This is a genomic window from Hallella seregens ATCC 51272 (assembly GCF_000518545.1).
Taxonomy (GTDB): Bacteria; Bacteroidota; Bacteroidia; order Bacteroidales; family Bacteroidaceae; genus Prevotella; species Prevotella seregens.
In genome coordinates this window covers 1-18,051 of sequence record NZ_JADU01000017.1, presented here as the reverse complement: position 1 = coordinate 18,051, position 18,051 = coordinate 1, and the positions used below count along the sequence as shown (strand labels likewise).

Annotated in this window: 13 protein-coding genes and 1 tRNA gene; 4 read left to right on the top strand and 10 right to left on the bottom strand. The window is 56.2% G+C overall.

Translation table 11 applies throughout. The features are described 5' to 3' along the window. Positions 1 to 70 precede the first annotated feature (70 nt). Entirely contained in the window at positions 71 to 1,702 is a 1,632-nt protein-coding gene (locus L888_RS0106830) for a beta-N-acetylhexosaminidase (RefSeq protein WP_027952351.1), read from the top strand. A gap of 101 nt (positions 1,703 to 1,803) precedes the next feature. Here L888_RS0106830 and L888_RS0106825 read toward each other — a convergent pair. From L888_RS0106825 to L888_RS0106785, 9 genes are all read right to left on the bottom strand, one after another. After that, positions 1,804 to 1,885 (bottom strand) — tRNA-Leu (locus L888_RS0106825). Positions 1,886 to 2,046: 161 nt separating this feature from the next. Then, on the bottom strand, positions 2,047 to 4,173 hold the full coding sequence (locus tag L888_RS0106820) for a Tex family protein (RefSeq protein WP_027952350.1): 2,127 nt from the start codon (positions 4,171 to 4,173) through the stop codon (positions 2,047 to 2,049). Positions 4,174 to 4,190: 17 nt separating this feature from the next. After that, positions 4,191 to 5,189 (bottom strand): S41 family peptidase, encoded by a 999-nt coding sequence (locus L888_RS0106815; RefSeq protein WP_027952349.1) that lies wholly within the window; start codon positions 5,187 to 5,189, stop codon positions 4,191 to 4,193. 65 nt (positions 5,190 to 5,254) lie between these two features. After that, entirely contained in the window at positions 5,255 to 6,070 is an 816-nt protein-coding gene (locus L888_RS0106810) for a DUF3316 domain-containing protein (RefSeq protein WP_027952348.1), read from the bottom strand. Positions 6,071 to 6,098: 28 nt separating this feature from the next. After that, the gene (locus L888_RS0106805; protein ID WP_027952347.1) at positions 6,099 to 8,855 is read right to left on the bottom strand and encodes a DNA gyrase/topoisomerase IV subunit A; all 2,757 of its coding nucleotides are present in this window, start codon (positions 8,853 to 8,855) and stop codon (positions 6,099 to 6,101) included. 79 nt (positions 8,856 to 8,934) lie between these two features. Next, complete coding sequence (locus L888_RS0106800; protein WP_027952346.1) at positions 8,935 to 9,981, bottom strand: hypothetical protein; 1,047 nt, start codon at positions 9,979 to 9,981, stop codon at positions 8,935 to 8,937. A gap of 31 nt (positions 9,982 to 10,012) precedes the next feature. After that, a complete protein-coding gene (locus L888_RS0106795) occupies positions 10,013 to 11,383 on the bottom strand; it encodes an MBOAT family O-acyltransferase (protein WP_027952345.1) in 1,371 nt (456 codons plus the stop codon). Between the two features lie 18 nt (positions 11,384 to 11,401). Continuing rightward, entirely contained in the window at positions 11,402 to 11,644 is a 243-nt protein-coding gene (locus L888_RS0106790; RefSeq protein ID WP_005844721.1) for an acyl carrier protein, read from the bottom strand. Continuing rightward, complete coding sequence (locus tag L888_RS0106785; RefSeq protein ID WP_027952344.1) at positions 11,623 to 13,188, bottom strand: AMP-binding protein; 1,566 nt, start codon at positions 13,186 to 13,188, stop codon at positions 11,623 to 11,625. Before L888_RS0106785 ends, L888_RS0106790 begins: the two co-directional genes overlap by 22 nt. Before the next feature lie 254 nt (positions 13,189 to 13,442). Here L888_RS0106785 and L888_RS0106780 point away from each other — a divergent pair, with 254 nt between their 5' ends. Both L888_RS0106780 and L888_RS0106775 read left to right on the top strand, forming a co-directional pair. Then, positions 13,443 to 15,011 (top strand): glycine--tRNA ligase, encoded by a 1,569-nt coding sequence (locus L888_RS0106780; RefSeq protein WP_027952343.1) that lies wholly within the window; start codon positions 13,443 to 13,445, stop codon positions 15,009 to 15,011. A 7-nt stretch (positions 15,012 to 15,018) separates the two neighbouring features. Continuing rightward, complete coding sequence (locus L888_RS0106775) at positions 15,019 to 15,723, top strand: FKBP-type peptidyl-prolyl cis-trans isomerase (protein ID WP_027952342.1); 705 nt, start codon at positions 15,019 to 15,021, stop codon at positions 15,721 to 15,723. A 138-nt stretch (positions 15,724 to 15,861) separates the two neighbouring features. Here the strand turns inward: L888_RS0106775 and L888_RS0106770 are convergent, their stop codons facing one another. Further along, the gene (locus L888_RS0106770; RefSeq protein ID WP_027952341.1) at positions 15,862 to 17,427 is read right to left on the bottom strand and encodes an alpha-L-fucosidase; all 1,566 of its coding nucleotides are present in this window, start codon (positions 17,425 to 17,427) and stop codon (positions 15,862 to 15,864) included. 474 nt (positions 17,428 to 17,901) lie between these two features. Here L888_RS0106770 and L888_RS14050 point away from each other — a divergent pair. Beyond that, positions 17,902 to 18,051 (top strand): Arm DNA-binding domain-containing protein (locus L888_RS14050; protein WP_245594842.1); only part of this gene is annotated, 150 nt, incomplete at its 3' end.

Here is an 18,051-nt window from a genome sequence, read left to right as displayed (position 1 = left end):
AATTTTGGGTGGGGATTTCCCTGCCCCCAAGCATACGAAAACAAAACATCAACTTAAACCAAACAACACGATGATGAAAAGACAACTGTTCGCAGCTTTGCTCGCACTGCTTGCACTGGGGGGATATGCTCAGCAAGCTGACTACCGCGTGGTGCCTCTTCCGCAGAGCATCACGCCTACCCGCCATCCGGTGTTCGTATTCTCAGCCGCCACGCCCATTGTCTACGAGGGCGAGGATGCCGACATGAAGCGACAAGCACAGTTCCTGGCCGATTATATCGAACAGGCCACTGGCATCAAAGCCTCTGTAATGAACCAAAAGCCGAAGAAAACACCGGCCATAGTGCTGGCTATTGACAAGAAGATCGAGGGGCCAGAGGCCTATCGACTCACCGTGACCGACAACCAAGTTACTCTTGCTGGAGGCACAAGTGCGGGAGTATTCTACGCCATGCAGACGTTGCGCAAGTCGCTTCCCACTGAAGTGTCAGGTGGCACAGTAGCCCTGCCAGCCACCGTGGTGACAGATGCGCCACGCTTCCCCTACCGTGGAATGATGCTCGACTGTGCCCGTCACTTTTTTCCAATCGATTTCGTAAAGCAGTATATTGACCTCATTGCCCTACACAACATGAATGTTTTTCATTGGCACCTCACTGATGACCAAGGATGGCGCATTGAAATCAAGAAGTATCCCAGACTGGTGGAAATCGGTTCGATGCGCTCTGGTACCATCATGGGGCACAATTCCGATGTGGACGATAAGCAGCCCCACGGTGGTTATTACACCCAAGAACAGGCCCGCGAAATAGTGGAGTATGCTCGTCAGCGTCACATTACTGTCATTCCCGAGGTGGATATGCCTGGTCATACAAAGGCTGCACTGGCCGCCTATCCTGAGCTGGGTTGCACCAGTGGCCCCTATGAGGTGGGTCACCATTGGGGTGTCTATCGTGACGTGTTCTGCTTGGGCAATGAGAGAATGTACGGATTCGTGCAGGACATCATCGACGAACTGGTGGACATTTTCCCGGCCAAATACTTCCATATAGGCGGCGACGAGACCCCGACAGACCGCTGGGCAACATGTCCCAGATGTCAGAAACTGGCGGCCGACCATCATTTGGAACTGAATAAGATGCAGGCCTACTTTACCAATCGTCTGGAAAAATATCTCAATGGCAAAGGGCGTAACATTATCGGATGGGATGAGATTCTTGAAGGCGACATCAACAAGAGTGCGACCATCATGAGTTGGCGTGGTGTAGGTCCGGGACAGAAAGGGGCAGAAATGGGTCACGATGTCATTATGACCCCTGTGGACTATTGCTACTTTGACTATTGCCAGAACAAGGACGAGGACACCGAGCCCGAAGGACAGCATCAGTATCTGCCAGTCTCCAAGGTGTACAGCATGAATCCAGCCCCGGCCGACATGCCTGAATCCGTGCGCAAACATGTGATAGGTGCCCAAGGAAACCTGTGGACAGAATACATAGCTTGGCCCAGCCGTGCTGAGTATGGCGTGTTGCCGCGTATGGCCGCTCTGTGCGAAAGTCAGTGGATGGATGATGAGAAGAAGAATTTTGAGGATTTCACCCTTCGTGTCACACGTTTGGCCAAGCTCTATGACAGGTATGGCTATACGTATGCCACACACCTCTGGCCAGAACGTTTTAATCATAATAGGTCTTTCTGGTAAACAAACCTTATAGAGCAGAAGCAGATGGCATCGGCATATCAAACCGATGCCATCTGCTTTTCTATGTCCTGCAAGGGAGGAAAGCGTCATGCTTGGTGTTGTGCGCCTGACAGGACTCGAACCTGCACTGCGTGAACAACTGGATCCTAAGTCCAGCGCGTCTACCAATTTCGCCACAGGCGCATTTGTGCTGCAAAGGTAAGCATATATTTCTAAATCAAGGCCTGGAACGGCCGAAAAGTTGCAGAAGCGACCATGTGACGGAATTCAACCATATGCTATATGGTAAATGAGAGGCAGCGCAATCGTATGATGCAGCATCAGAACGCTATGATACAATGGAGTCAGAATTTCATGGTGAGCGAGATACGGTGACGACGCCGGTCGACCTCCAGCACCTTGACACGCACGTGCTGATGGAGCCTTGCCACTTCGTTGGGATCTTTGACAAATCGATTGGCCAGTTGGGAGATGTGGACGAGGCCATCTTGATGGACACCGATGTCGACAAAGGCACCAAAGTTGGTAATGTTGGTTATGATTCCCGGTAGTTCCATGCCTGTTACAAGGTCTTCCGGGGTCTTGACGCGCGGGTCGAACTCGAACGTCTCTATCTTGTCGCGTGGGTCAAGCCCAGGCTTTTCCAATTCCTGCATGATGTCATTCAGGGTGGGCAAGCCTACCTCGGGCGATACATACTGGTGGATGTTGATTTTCTTGCGCAGCTCGGGGGCATTCATTAGATCGGGCACTTTGCAGCCGCAGTCGGCCGCTATTCGCTCTACAATCGCATAGCGTTCTGGATGGACGGCACTGCTGTCAAGAGGGTTCCGGGCACCGGGGATACGCAGGAAACCGGCACATTGTTGGAATGCGGCCGGTCCGAGGCGAGGCACTTTCTTCAGTTCAGCACGTGAACTAAAAGCTCCGTGCTCGCGTCGATAGTCCACGATGTTCTGGGCCAAGGCCGGTCCGAGGCCACTAACATAGGCAAGCAGGTTCTTGCTGGCCGTGTTGAGGTTTACGCCAACAGAGTTGACACAAAGCTCCACGGTTTGGTCAAGCCCGTGCTTGAGTTTATTGGGATCCACATCATGCTGGTATTGCCCCACACCGATGCTCTTAGGATCGATTTTCACGAGTTCGGCCAGCGGATCCATGAGCCGACGTCCAATGCTCACCGCACCTCGCACGGTAACATCCTGATCGGGGAATTCCTCGCGGGCCACCTCTGAAGCCGAGTAGATACTTGCCCCGTCCTCACTGACCACATAGGTGGGGATATTGGGAATCTGTCGTAGGATGTCGGCGGTTTCGCGTGAACCTGTACCGTTGCCCACGGCAATAGCTTCTGCTTGGAAGCGTATGGCAGTGTCGGTAAACCGCTGCAGTGGTGTGTCGGCTTTGGGGCTGCCGGATGGATGGCCCACAGCAAACACCACATCGTGGTAGAGCAGGTTCCCCTGTGCATCGAGTACCACCACCTTGCAGCCTGTACGAATGCCCGGATCCACACCCATGACGCGCTTCTGACCGAGCGGGGCGGCAAGGAGCAACTGGCGCAGGTTCTCCTTGAACACCTTGATGGCTTCATCGTCAGCCCGTTCCTTGCTCTGTGCGGCAAATTCGTTCTCTATTGACGGGCGGAGGAGTCGTTTGTAGGCATCGTCCACGGCCTCGGCCATGAGAGTCTGGCAAGGGCCGTAGCCATGTACGTAGTGGCGGCGCAGTCGGTCGGTGCACTCATCATCATCGGCTGTAATACTGACGCGTAGGATGCCCTCGGCCTCTCCTCGGCGCATGGCGAGCAGACGGTGCGAGGAGCAACGGCGCAGCTCCTCGCTGAAGATGAAGTAATCGGAATATTTTTGAGCTCGATCCTTGTCTTTCATTTTCGGAACGACCCGCGATGAGATAGTGGCTCCGCGGCGGAACACGCTACGCACGCTCTGGCGTGCTCTCTCGTCCTCGCTTACGTTCTCAGCAATGATGTCCTGTGCGCCTTTTAGGGCAGCCGAAGCGTTGGCTACACCCTCCTTGACAAACCTCAGTGCAGCAGCCTCGGGATTACGCTCGCGCTGCATCATGATGAGCGTGGCCAGCGGATCGAGGCCCAACTCGCGGGCAACTTGTGCCCGTGTGCGCCGCCGTGGCTTGTAGGGCATATAGATGTCTTCGAGCTCTGTGGTGTTCCATGTGCCGGTTATGCGTTGTCTCAGCTCGTCGGTGAGCATTCCCTGCTCGTCAATAGTCTTCAGAATAGTTTTCTTTCTTTTCTGCAGTTCCTTGAGCTTGTCGTTCAAGTCGCTGATGGCTGCCACTTGAACCTCGTCAAGGTTCCCGGTGGCCTCTTTACGATAGCGGCTGATGAAAGGAATGGTACAGCCCGCTTCGAGCAAGTCGATGGTGGCATCTACTTGTGGCTCACGAATATGGAGCTTCTCGGCAATGTATGGGGTGAATGGGTTCATATAGAGTGAGAGTTTCTTTAGTGATTGGAAATAAGTCGGCGTGCCTGTTCAATAAGCGTGTCGCGCCCTCTGAGAAAGTCGAACATGGTCTGTGTCACGGCTTCGTCGGGTGCGATGCCGTCTTCAGTGCTGCGGCCTTCGCGGTCATACATGGGACAGGCCGAGAAGCGCACGCTCCAGCCATTGGGCAGTTCGCTGGAGAAAGGCAGTCCCGCCCCGCCGCCGGTCTGGTCGCCCAAGATGATGGCTTTCGGGCAACATTTCATATATTTCACAAACTCGTTGGCGGCAGAGAACACAGAGCGGTTGGTGAGCACCACCACCGGCTTCTGCCAGCGCATTCCTCTGCTGGGCTTCAGCCACTGCTCCTCCATGGCCGAAAAGTCGGTGTGTCCGCGTCCTGTTTTGTGACGCATGTAACCCACGAGACGTTTCTCATTGGTGAATCGAGCCGCCAGTTCTTCAGCTGCCGTGAGCATTCCTCCGCCGTTTTGTCTCAAGTCGATGATGAGGCCACGACAAGGAGCCAGAAAAAGCAGAATGTTGTCGAGGTTGCCGCCTCCCAGAGCCCGCTCGAAAGTGGTGCAGCGGATATAGCCCGTGTTGTCGTCGAGTATGCGGTAGCGCAGTCCGTTGGTCAATCGATAGTCGGTGCCAAGATAACGGTTGACAAGGGTGTCGCTGTAGTTGCTTGGATAATTCTCATGGAAGCTCCAGTAGCGGCCGGTGTCGAACGAGGTATAGAGATTCACGTGTCCGTCTTTTAGCTCAGCCAGCATGTTACTGAGCACTTCAAATAGTTGGCTGTCGGTCATTCCAGCATTGGGCTGGGCTTGGTAGCGGCTGTGCACATCGTCCCAGTCTACGCCTTTTTCTGTGAAAAAGCAGTAGTGCTCGTCCATGATTTTCCACAAGGCCTCGAAGTTGCCTTGTGGGTCGTTGGCAAACTCAATCTCCGTGACACAGGAGACGAGCAGCAGGGGCAGCAGGAGCAAAGGTGCAAGATGACGGAGCATGGGTGATATTTTGGATGTATGGGTCTTCTGGCTATGAGATGGTTTGTGGGATGAGAGACAAAAGATTAGTACCGCCACCCAAGGAGCAGCGCATGGGTATATTGATGGTATTTCAGTTGGTTGGCTCGCATTTGTCTTAGGTCAGCCCCATAGCCGATGGTGAAAGTGACGCGCCAGAGACGAAAGTCGAGCAGCAGCATCTGATGGAGCTGTGGACCGCTGAATGGCGAGGTCATCACAATGTTGTGGTCGTAGTTGCCGCGCGAGAAGATTTCGTAGTACGACTGTCCGTAGTTGGGCGAGAACGCGGCACCGATGAGCGGCAGGGCCGCCTCGTAGTGCAGGGCCAGCGGACAATGGCCAATGGAAAACTGCCATGCCATCCTCACAGCCGGATCCAGACTCAGGGCGGCTCGGGCTTGAGCCGGATTGTTGGAATTGCGTGTATTGTAGGTGCCGCCGAGTGTGCCGTCCACCATTCCGCCAAGAGCCACGCTGATGCGGGGCACTGGCCAGTTCCAGTTGTAGTGCCAACCCAGCATGAAATGGTACATTGCCGTCAGTAGAGAGTTGCTGTTGCCCCGTGTGCCGGCCGATGACAGCATGATGTGGTGAACGAATGTACTGGAGATTCTACTGTCAAGCCGCCGCCTCACCGATTGCGACAGATAGCCCAATTCCGTCCCTGTGAACCTTTCCTGTGAGAGATAGGTGTCGAGCAAATCGGTGTGTCCCATGCCGAGTACGTTCAGGTGTGTGGTGACGGCCGGCAGCCGTCGGCCTGTAGAGTCGGTCTGCCCAAGGGCGGTCTGGCTTGTCGCCAGCACCCCACCCAGAAAAAGCATTTTCAGCGGTCTGGTCATGGTCGTCACTTTTTTCATTGCTCGTCTTGTCTTAGGGGGCGGGATGTCAGCCCAGGTTGTCGGTATCCGGGAAGAGGCTGAGTTGCCCTGTCATCTCGTCGATAATCTGCTGCTGACTTTTGCCGGCATCAGGGTCAGTTTCTTCGGCATGTGTGTCGGTCTCGTCCTCGTCGTCGTCTTCCATGGTGACAGGATCGGGCATCCGCAGTGGCTCCAGCTCCTCTATTTTGTCTATCTGCCAAGTGGCTATGCGTTTTCCCTTGGCCTTGAATCCCTTCACGGCAATGAAACTCTCCACATCTATCTCCATCGGAGGACGCACGGCATCGTTGCCACCGAAGGTCACTTGTATGCGTGGATAGACGGTGTCGGTGAGCAGTACGAGCTGGCTGTTGGGATTTTCGCCGATGTAGTTCTGCCGCCGCTTTGTGGCGTCCATGAGAAAACGCTTCACGTAGGGATAGCCCTCGTTGTCGGCATCGAAGAGCACTGCCGTCCACACTTTCTCGGGATTCCACTTTTCAATAATCCTGATGCCTTTCTCAAAGTGGTTGTTCACATCGAAATCCGTGATATAGAAGTCGCCCCCGTTGAGCACCACGAGGATGCTTTCGCCGTCGTTGAACTCTCCGAGCAGCCGTCCGTGCTCCTCGTAGTTGATTCGGTTCACATCGGGGTCGAACCACACCTTTCGCCCGCCCAGCGTGGAGCGGCCGTGGCTTTTCAGTGTCACGCGGTGTACGCTCTTCTTGGTGAGCAGGTTGCCTTTGGCTGTGCGTCCCTTGATGGCTATCTCGGAGAAGTCTTTCTCCAGGAAGATGTTTTGTTTTTTCTTTTTCGGTTCGGGGTCGAGCGTCACCTTGACGACCTCCGCCTCGCCGTTCGGGTTGGCCGTGAAATACATCACCCTCGACCCGGGCGTACCCTGCGTGAGGTCGTATTCTCGGTCGCGCGTCATGCTCGTCACGTTGAACCGCTTGATGAAACAGCTGCCTCGCTTGCCGTCGCGGTACACCACATTGTATATCGTGCGGCTGTCGTTCTTCTTGAACACCTGCAGCCATATAATGTTCTTGCCCACAAATATCTTGTCGGCCACCTTGATAATCTTGTACTTTCCGTCTCGATAGAAGATGATGATGTCGTCCAGATCGGAGCAGCTGCACACCAGTTCGTCTTTTTTCAGCCCGGTGCCGATGAAGCCGTCCTGCCGGTTGATGTAGAGCTTCTCGTTGGCTTCCACCACCGTGGCCGCCTCAATGGTGTCGAAACTGCGTATTTCGGTGAGTCGGGGATAGTCCTTGCCGTAGGTCTCTTTCAGGTGTTCGTACCAGGCAATGGTCACATCTGTCATGTGGGCCAGGTCGTGGTTGATGCCCTTAATCTCCGCCTTGATTCTGGCCAGAAGCTGTTCGGCTTTCTCCTTGTTGTATTTCAGGATGCGCTGCATCTTGATTTCGAGCAGCCTCAGGTAGTCTTCCTGCCGAATCTCGCGGATGAGCTTTTCCTTGAAAGGGGAGAATTTCTCGTGGAGAAATCCGATGACCGCTTCTTGGTTGGGAGCCTGTTCAAAACGCTTTTCCTTGTACATGCGCTCCTCAATAAAGATGCGCTCCAGCGAGGCAAAGAAGAACTGCTCTTCCAACTCGCCCTTTCGGATGAGGAGTTCTTGGCGCAGCAGTCCCATGGTGCGGTCCACATTGTGGCGCAACACCTCGCCTACGGTGAGAAATTCCGGACGGTTTTCATCGATGACGCAGCAGTTGGGCGAAATGTTGATTTCACAGTCGGTAAAGGCATAGAGGGCATCAATGGTCTTGTCCGACGAGACTCCCGGGGCCAATTGCACCTGTATCTCCACTTGACGTGCCGTCATGTCAATGACGCGTCGGGCCTTGATTTTTCCTTTTTCGATGGCTTTGGTGATGGAGTCCTGCAGCGAGGCGGCTGTCTTGGAATAGGGCACCTCGCGGATGACGAGAGTCTTGGTGTCCAGTTTCTCTATCTTGGCCCGCACGCGTACCATGCCGCCACGCTGTCCGTCATTGTATTTGGACACGTCGATGGCGCCGCCTGTTGGAAAGTCGGGGTAGAGTTGGAAGTCCTCACCACGCAGATAGCTCACGGCGGCATCGCACAGCTCGTTGAAGTTGTGGGGCAGCACCTTGCTCGACAGGCCCACAGCGATGCCCTCTGCGCCTTGTGCCAGCAGCAGGGGGAACTTGACGGGCAGACTGATGGGCTCCTTGTTGCGTCCATCGTAGCTCAGTTGCCACTCTGTGGTTTTGGGATTGAAGACGGTTTCCAGGGCGAATTTCGAGAGCCGGGCTTCGATATATCTGGGGGCGGCGGCACGGTCGCCTGTCAGGATATTGCCCCAGTTGCCCTGCGTGTCGACGAGCAGGTCTTTCTGTCCCAACTGCACCAAGGCATCGCCGATGGAGGCGTCACCGTGGGGGTGGAACTGCATGGTATGCCCCACAATGTTAGCCACTTTGTTGTACCGGCCATCGTCCATGCGTTTCATGGAGTGCAGGATGCGCCGCTGCACAGGCTTCAGCCCGTCTTCGATGTTGGGCACGGCCCGCTCCAGAATCACGTAGCTGGCATAGTCCAGAAACCAGTTCTTGTACATGCCCGAGAGATGGTGCACGGCCGAGGCGTCGAAACGCCCGGCCGGTTTGTAGTCGGAATGCAGGTCCACGGTGAGCTCGTCGTCTCTGTCTGTGCTGGTTTCTTCGGCGTGGCTGCTGGTGTCTTCCGGCATGTCTTGGTCTTTGTCTTTCGTTCTATCGTCGTCCATAAGAATGGGTTGTCATTGGGATTTCCTTGCAAAGATAGCAAAAAATCGACAAAAACCGAGGCTTCCCGCCCTTTTGTGGTCATTTTTTAGTGAGGCCCGCGCCTTGGTGTTGGCTTGGGCTTGGCCTTGTAGGCTGCCGGTAGATGGCATCCATGATTTGCCGGCCCACCGGTCGGCGGTAGTGGCATGCGTCGTAGAAGTTGTGGCAGTCGTTCAGTCGGTCTTCGTTGCTGTAGTCGTAGACACGGCCATGGCCGAGCACGGCTCGCAGGGTGGCCACGTCGTGCGGATTCATGGCTATGCGGTCGGTGTTGGGCCCGATGACGAGGCGCAGGTCGGTGTTGTTTCGTCGGCAGATGGTGCGAATCTCGCGCAGCAGCCTCACATGGGGTGCAAAGAGCAGCCGGGGGCTTGTCGATGGGCGTGTCTCTCGGGCGTGTTTCCATGAGTCTCCGCTCCAATAAGCCTCGCCTTGTTTGCGGATAGAGTCTTCCTGCGCCAGGATGGCATCGTTGGTATAGGTGGTTCGCACGGGTACATGGGCGTTGACGATGCCCCTCATCGAGGAGCGTAGCTGGCCCGTCAGCTCATATTGCAGATAGGGCAGCAGTACCTTGGGGTCGAGAAAGGCCTGTAGGAAGACGGTCTGCACCTTAAGCCACCGCTTGTGGCTCACCTCGGGCGGCATGATGTGCATGGCTCCCGTGCTGGGATGATAGTTCACAAACGACTGTCGGTCGAGCACCACGAGCAGGTGGCGCAACGGCTGCCGGGGTTGCCGGTCGAGGGCCTGGAGCTGTTCCAGCAGGTCGGCCAGCCCCAGGTTGTTGCAGAACAGGCGGAAAGGGCGGCCGTGAATGTGCCGGTTCCAGTCGGCGCAGGCAAAGGCCATGGTGCACGAGTTGCCCATGATAAAGGCATCATAGCGTTGCGTGTCGCGGTAGCGTTTGTATTTCTGCCACGACACATAGCCCTCATTCTGGCAGATGGGACTATGGTCGTAGTCCGCATAATGGCGAATCACCATGAACGGATCGCGCTGGATATAATAGGCCACCAGCAGCAGGAAAGGCAGGCTCAGGGCCAAGGCCTTGAGGCAGAGGATGGCAAGAGGATGTTTTTTCATGCTCGGCTTGGGATGGGACGGTGATGTCTGTTTAGAATTGCACATAGATGAAGTTCTCGACTCCGAACGAGCCGTAGAGGAAGATGATGAACACGGCCACCACATAAAGCGTCCAGCGCAGGGGTGCACTTTGTTGCTCGCTCCACTGTATGAGGTCACGGCGGCTGTTCAGGGCTTCGATGATAAACATGAGCACCACGGCGATGCCAAAGACAATCCACAGATGGTCGGGCAGCCCCAAGCGCAACTCCTTGACGTCAGTGTTGAACCCGTCGGCCAGATGGGCGTAGGCATAGCCCACGTCGCCGATGGTGGGCAGTCGGAAGAAGAGCAGCGACAGGGCGAAGAGCAGATAGGTGCGCAACCGCATCACCACGGCCCACAGCCGGTGCCCCACGCACTGCTCGGCCCGTTGCCGCTGGGTCTTGAAAAGTGTTTCGTAGATGATGATGAGGCCTTGGAACAGTCCGTATGCGGCAAACGTCCATCCGGCACCGTGCCACACACCGATGGTCACAAACGTGACGAGCAGCGACAGGCAGAGTCCCGTGCGTCCCATGCCGCGCAGCGAGGCGTTGAGTGGGGTAAACACGTAGTCGCGCACCCAGAACGAGAGCGACATGTGCCATCTCCGCCACAGTTCGCCCGTGGACTGCGAGAGGAACGGCCGGTCGAAGTTGGGTTGCAGGTTGAAGCCCAGCATGCGTCCCAGTCCGAGAGCCATGCAGGTGTAGCCGGCAAAATCGGCGTAGAGTTGGATGGGGTAGAGCAGGGTGGCCACCAGAATCTGCATGCCCGAGGCCTGCCGCACCTGGTCGAGAATACCGTCGAGCGACGGCCCGATGCGGTCGGCAATGACGAGTTTGAGGAAGCAGCCCCAGCCCAGGAGTTTCAGTCCGCGTGTCACTTCCACATAGTCGAACCGGCGGCCGGTCTTCAGCTGTGGCAGCAGGTTGTCGGCCCGTTCGATGGGGCCTGAGAGAAACTTTACAAAGAGCAGCATGTAAAGAGTAAAGTCGGGCAGGCTGTCCTCGGGCTCCTCCTCCCAGTAAATCTCAATGAGATAGGCCAGGGCTTGGAAGGTGTAGAACGAGATGCCCAGCGGGAACATGCCCGACCAGTAGCGGGCCAGCAGCCAGAAACCGACCAATCCCGCCACACTACTCCAAAAGAGGACGGGTGCCTGCCGCGTGTCGAGACTGCGGTGGAGCCAACGGCCCATGTAGAAAGTGAACAGGGTTACGCCCGCTGCCACCGCCAGATACTGCCAGTGGTAATAGGCAATGAAGATGCTGCTTGCAGCCAGCAGCACGCCGTGCTGCCAAGCCCGCGACGGGCGGGCATAATAGAGCAGAAACGTGATGCCGAAGAGCGCCACGAACGCAAAGGTGAGAAATTCCATAAAAAAGGTGTCTGAGGACTATTTGGCGCGCTTCACGATACAGTCTACCATGTCGCCCACGTTGCGCATCTTGATGATGTCGTGCAGCTTGAACTTGAAGCCCCACCGGTGCTCCACTTCGCTGATGAGCGTCATATTGGTGAGCGAGTCCCACTCGTCTATGTCATCGGCCGACTGTGCATAGTCCAGCTGCATGCCGGGACGTTTGAATACTTCTGCAAAAATCTCGTTGAGTTGAGTCAATACTTCTTCTCTTTCCATGATGGGATGTTGTGATGATAATGGTCAATGGCCAACCGCTGAATCTCCTTGCGGTCTATCTTGTTGCTGGTATTTTGTGGGAATTGCGGCAGGTGGAGTATCTGCGTGGGCAGCATGTACTGGGGCAGATATTGCCGCAGATGGGCCATCAAGGGCCTGTCGGTCTGCCCGTCTGTGCCCTCTACAGCCAGGCAGAGGGCTATGTCGCCGCTGCCGTTGTTCATCGGCACTACAGCCACGCCCGTCTCCTTATGGTAGAACGTGCGGGCCACATGCTCTATCTCGCTCAGCTCCACGCGGTAGCCCTGTATCTGCACCTGGGAGTCGCGCCGGCCCTGATAGAGCAGGGTGCCGTCGGCCTGCAGCTCGCAGATGTCGCCCGTGCGGTACCAACGCTGGCCGTCGGCCTCGAAGAAAGCCTCTCGGTTTTTCTCGGTGTTGGCCCAGTAGCCGGGGGTGAGCTGACGGCCGGCCAGGCACAGTTCGCCCGGCTGTCCGGCGGGCAGGGGGCGGCCTTGCCCGTCAGCCACGCGCAGTTGCACGTGGCGCATGGCGCGCCCTATGCCCACGATGCCGTTGTAGGCGGCCATGTTGTTGCGGGGGATGAGGTAGCCTGTGCTGTAGACGGTGTTCTCCGTGGGGCCATACACGTTCCACACTTCGGCCCGGGGCACACAGTGTTGCCACGCCGCCACGTCGTCGGCGGGCAGTCCCTCGCCCGCGAAGAGCACGTAGCGCATGGACAGAGCCTCTATCTCATCGAAGTAGGGGCGCATGTAATGAATGACCGAAGGCACCAGCTGGGCCTCGGTGATGGCGTATTGCTCCATCAGCCGGTACACCTCCTGCCACTTGATGCGGCCAGGATGCACGGTGTAGACACAGGCTCCGCAGAGCAATGGGGCCAGGTAGCTGCCCACCGACATGTCGAACGTCAGGTCGAACATTTGCAGGCAACGGTCGTCGGGCCCCAGCTCGATGCCCAGTGCAAAGAGCGAGTCGGCAAAGGCTGCCACGTTGCCCAGGGTGATGGTCACGCCCTTGGGCCGCCCCGTACTGCCCGAGGTGAAGAGGATGTAGGCCGTCTGGTCGTCGGTCGTGGGGCCGTCTGCGGCCCAGCCTGTCGGCTGTGGCTCCAGACGGTCAGGGCGGATAACGCGTTGCTCGGTGTAGCGCGTATTGTCCGAGGTGTCTATCACGGTCTGTATGTCCACCTGCCCGATGATGTCAAGGCTGCGGGCCAGGGGCTGCAACGGGTGCAGGGGCACATAGCTTTTGCCCTCCATCCACAGGGCCAGGATGGCGGCATAGGTGTGCAGGTCGTCGTTGGCCACGAGACCCACGTGGCGGTCGGGCAGGGGATGCAGGGCGTGGCGCAGGGTGCCCACGGCGTGGGCCAGCTGGCGGTAAGTGTAATATTGGTCGTCGATGCACAGTGCGGGGCGGTCGGCATGCTGCTGCATGGTTTGGCGCAGCCGGGCCAGCATGGGCGCGGCCAACGGTCCGTCTGTCGATGTTGCGGTGTTTTCGGTTGTCTGTTGCATGGTTGCTTGCTAACGTTCTTTTTTCTGTTTGCAGTCTTGTTTTTTGAAATATAACGGCAAAGGAACGTTTTTCCCCTACTCGTTTTTCTCTTTTTTAATGCACTTTCTGCATATTTCTTGCATCGGGCAATGCCTTTTTTGTCTGTCGGCGGGAAGTTTCTATTTTACCCTATTTTAACGCTTCGTCCCGGCCGTAATCGCTGAAAAAGCCTTACCTTTGCACCAAATTATATCAAAACAAGCAAGTAATAAACATGGCACAGGAAGATGTTTTCAAGAAGATTGTAAGCCATTGCAAGGAGTATGGCTTCGTTTTCCCCAGTTCGGAAATCTATGACGGGCTCGCCGCCGTGTACGACTACGGTCAGAATGGCGTGGAGCTCAAGAATAATATCAAGCAATATTGGTGGCAGTCTATGGTGTTGCTGCACGAGAATATCGTGGGCATCGATGCCAGTATCTTCATGCACCCCACCACGTGGAAAGCCAGCGGGCATGTCGATGCTTTCAATGATCCCCTCATCGACAACCGCGACTCCAAGAAGCGCTACCGTGCCGACAACCTGATAGAAGACCAGATTGCCAAGTACGAGGAGAAGATAGACAAGGAGGTTAAAAAGGCGCAGAAGAAATTTGGCGACGTGTTCGACGAGGCCAAGTTCCGCCAGACCAACCCCCGCGTGCTGGAAAACCTGCAGAAGCGCGACGCGCTTCATGCCCGCTATACCGAGGCCATGCAGGGCCCCGACCTCGAAGCACTGAAGCAAATCATCCTTGACGAGGGCATCGCAGACCCCATTTCGGGCACCAAAAACTGGACCGACGTGCGCCAGTTCAACCTGATGTTCTCCACCGAAATGGGCTCCGTGTCGGATGCCGCCAACAAGATTTACCTGCGCCCCGAGACGGCACAGGGCATCTTTGTAAACTATCTGAACGTGCAGAAGACGGGCCGCATGAAGCTGCCTTTCGGTATCGCCCAGATAGGCAAAGCGTTCCGCAACGAGATTGTGGCCCGCCAGTTTGTGTTCCGCATGCGCGAGTTCGAGCAGATGGAGATGCAGTTCTTCTGCCAGCCCGGCACCGAGATGAAGTGGTTTGAATACTGGAAACGGGTGCGCCTGGCCTGGCACGAGGCTCTGGGTATGGGCAACGACAACTACCGCTACCACGACCACGAGAAGCTGGCCCACTATGCCAACGCCGCCACCGACATTGAATTCAAGATGCCGTTCGGCTTCAAGGAAGTGGAGGGCATCCACAGCCGTACCGACTTCGACCTGTCGCAGCACGAGAAATACTCGGGCCGCAGCATCAAATACTTCGACCCCGACACCAACGAGAGCTACACGCCGTACGACGTGGAGACCTCCATCGGCGTGGATCGCATGTTCCTCAGCGTGATGTGCCACGCCTACACGGAGGAGCAAATGGAGAACGGCGAGAGCCGTGTGGTGCTGAAACTGCCCGAGGCGCTGGCCCCGGTGAAGTGCGCTGTGTTCCCGCTCGACAAGAAAGACGGGCTGCCTGAGATTGCTCATCAGATAGTGGACGAGCTGAAATTCCACTTCAACACCCACTACGGCGACCCCAAGGACTCCATCGGCAAACGCTACCGCCGTCAGGATGCCGTGGGCACTCCCTACTGTGTCACCGTGGACCACGACACCCCCAACGACCACAAGGTGACGCTGCGCCACCGCGACACCATGCTGCAGGAGCGTGTGGACATTGACCAGCTGCGTGCCATCATCGAAGACCGGGTGAGCATTATCTCCGTGCTGAAGAAGCTCGGGCAGCAGATTGCCGGACTCGACAAGTAAACACCGTATGAAGCATCACGACAATATCATCCTGCAAGGCGCGGCGGCCAATGCCCGCCGCGCCCTGCGCCGTGCCTTGGCCTTGCTGCCCCTGGCCCTCATGGCTTTGGCGCTGGGGCTGGCCTCGTGCTCGGAAGCCACCGACGAGACCGAGGAGTACCCCGACTGGCGGAACACCAACACCGCTTATTGGAATAACCTCTACACCCAGGCCCAGCAGCGTATTGCCGCCGGCGACACCACGTGGAAGATATACAAGAGCTGGAGCATCCCCGACACCCTGCGCACGGACAACACCTATTCTATTATAGTGCACGTGCTCAAGGAGGGTACGGGTTCGGGCAGTCCGCTCTACACCGACTCCGTGCGGGTGCACTACAAGGGCCGTCTGCTGCCCTCCGCATCCTATCCCAACGGCCGCGAGTTTGACTCTTCGTGGAACAAGGCCACGTCCACGGCGACGGCCGCACCGGCCCAGTTTGCCGTGGCCGGCCTCTACGACGGCTTCGCCACCGCCTTGCAGCGCATGCACATCGGCGACGAGTGGGAGGTCTACATGGCGTGGCCCTTGGGTGCAGGAACCAAGGGCAATGCGGCCATCCCTGCCTACTCGGTGCTGACGTTCGACATCAACCTCGTGGCTTACTTCCGTGCAGGCACCCCCGTTCCCAACTTCCACGCCAAGCGTGGCACGGACTGGGTGAGCGAGTAACTCCCCAACGAGGGCTGGTCAACCCCTTGGTTTGTTGCCGATTCATAGGGACATACGCCCTGTATGTCCCGAAAACCAAGCATGCAGCGGGGGCACACCCAAGGTGTGCCCCCGCTGCATGCCTGTCATCTTATATCATCAATACAGGGCTTCCGAATGGTAAAGGCCGATTTCTGCGATGCAAGGCACATCCCTTGCCTGTAGAATGTTCACGCGTATTTGCTTTCCTTGGGCCGCCGGGAACCTTAGCAATCGTTTGAAGCCCACGGTTGTTCCCTCTGCGATTTTTTCCCATTCGCCGTCCTGATTCCTCACTTCGGCCGTGAATTTCTCCACGCGTTGCCCTTGGCGAATGTCCTCTTGAAGGGCGAGCACGTTGAATTTTTCTTCTTGACCGAGGGTAAAGGTGATGGTCGCCACGCCTCGTTTGCCGGCCAGCTGATAGGATGTGTCGTAATTTCCGTCGGTTATGGCCCTTAAGTTTCCTTTTCCCGATGGGCATTTGACATGCGCCTTGGACAGCAGGTTTCGGGCGAATATGCTGTCGTGCAGTGTTTTCATGTCCTTCAGGCTTCGTACGTCTGCCTCTGAGAAGCGGCCTTCCCGATTGGGCGGAACGTTTAGCAGCAGGACACCGTTTCTCCCGACGGAGCTGAAATAAATGTCCATCAACTCCTGTGGAGTCTTGACTTTGGCGTCTTCATGGTCGTGATGGAACCATCCCGGGCGTATGGACACGTCTATTTCTGCGGGATACCACACGAGCGTCTTGGCTTTCTCTATCACTTTCCGGCTGCCCAAATCCTGCCCGGTCATGTCTCCTGCCGGTTGTGCGAGCATTTCGGTCTGCGAGTTTTGGGCTATTGCTTTTTGGTCGAGGTTGTCGTTGGGAACAACGCTCCACTCCGTCTCCCGGCCCCGTCCGGTCTCTGTTCCCACCCAGCGCACGTCGGGCCCCATCACTGCGATGACCGCTTCCGGCTGGAGTTGGCGGATTACTTGGTACCATCTGACAAAGTCGTAGGACTGCCTTTTCCCGTTTGGGCCTTCGCCGCAGGCACCGTCGAACCACACCTCGCCCACCTTGCCGTACCGGGTCAGCAGCTCGGTGAGCTGATGAACGAAGTAGTCATTGTAGTCCTCCGTTCCATAAAGCGGGGAGTTGCGATCCCAGGGCGACAGATAAACACCAAATGAAATGCCATGTTTCTTGCATGCGTCGCTTACCTCGCGCACCACATCGCCCCGCCCGTTTTGCCAAGGCGAGCGCTTCACGCTGTGCTCCGTGTAGGCAGATGGCCAGAGACAGAAGCCGTCGTGATGCTTGCAGGTGAGGATGGCGCACTTGAAACCGGCGTCTTTCAGAACCTTGATCCACTGGTCGGCATCCAAGGCCGTGGGTGCAAATACGGAGGGTTGCTCGGTTCCGTCTCCCCATTCGCGGTCGGTAAAGGTGTTGATACCAAAGTGGATAAAGGCCGTCAGCTCTTGCTGCTGCCAGCGGAACTGCCGCTCGGAGGGTCTCACCCGAACCGCCTTCCTGATGATTTCTGCCGGCGAATCGGTTGGGTCGATGACCACGATGTTGGGTTCCTGAGCCTTGACGAGGTGGGGCAGAAGCGCCAACGAGAGGCACAAACCTGCCTTCATGGCAAGCGGAAGCCATCGGGCCGGTATCTGGAACAGTTGTTTTTGTTTGTTCATATCATGACATAGAGGGTTAAACAATAACTGCAATATTACGAATAATATTTGTGAAAAAACCGTTTTGGCGCAGAAAAGTTCAGCATTTCTTTGGGGCTGCACTCCTTTTTGTAAAAATCTATCCCCAAGGTTCAAGAAAAGGCGAAATAGCGTGAATGATTTGTGAGTCAGTCAGTTCTGTTTTTTGACCCTTTCGACGCAAAACCTCGAAAAGACGGGGTTATACCAACTTCGGACAGAGCAGCGTTACCAAAACATTACCACCTCCTTTGCAAATGAGGATTGGGAAAAGCGGTAACGAACAGTGCAAAATCCGACCTGAACTTCGGGGATTACCTCCTGCAAAGGTACGTCGATGAAAAGAAACAGGCAAATAAATTGCGGATTGTTTCTTTACCATTGAACGACAATGTTTTGCATAGCAACAAATAACCTGACAATGAATAGTTTTGTAAACCGTAAAAAGTCAGAGTTATGCGTAGTACGTTTAAGGTTCTGTTCTACCTCAAAAAGAACGCTCCCAAGAAGAACGGTTCCGTTCCCGTGATGTGTCGTATCACCATTGACGGCACCATTGCCCAGTTCAGTTGCAAATGCGATATCCATCCTGATTTGTGGGACATC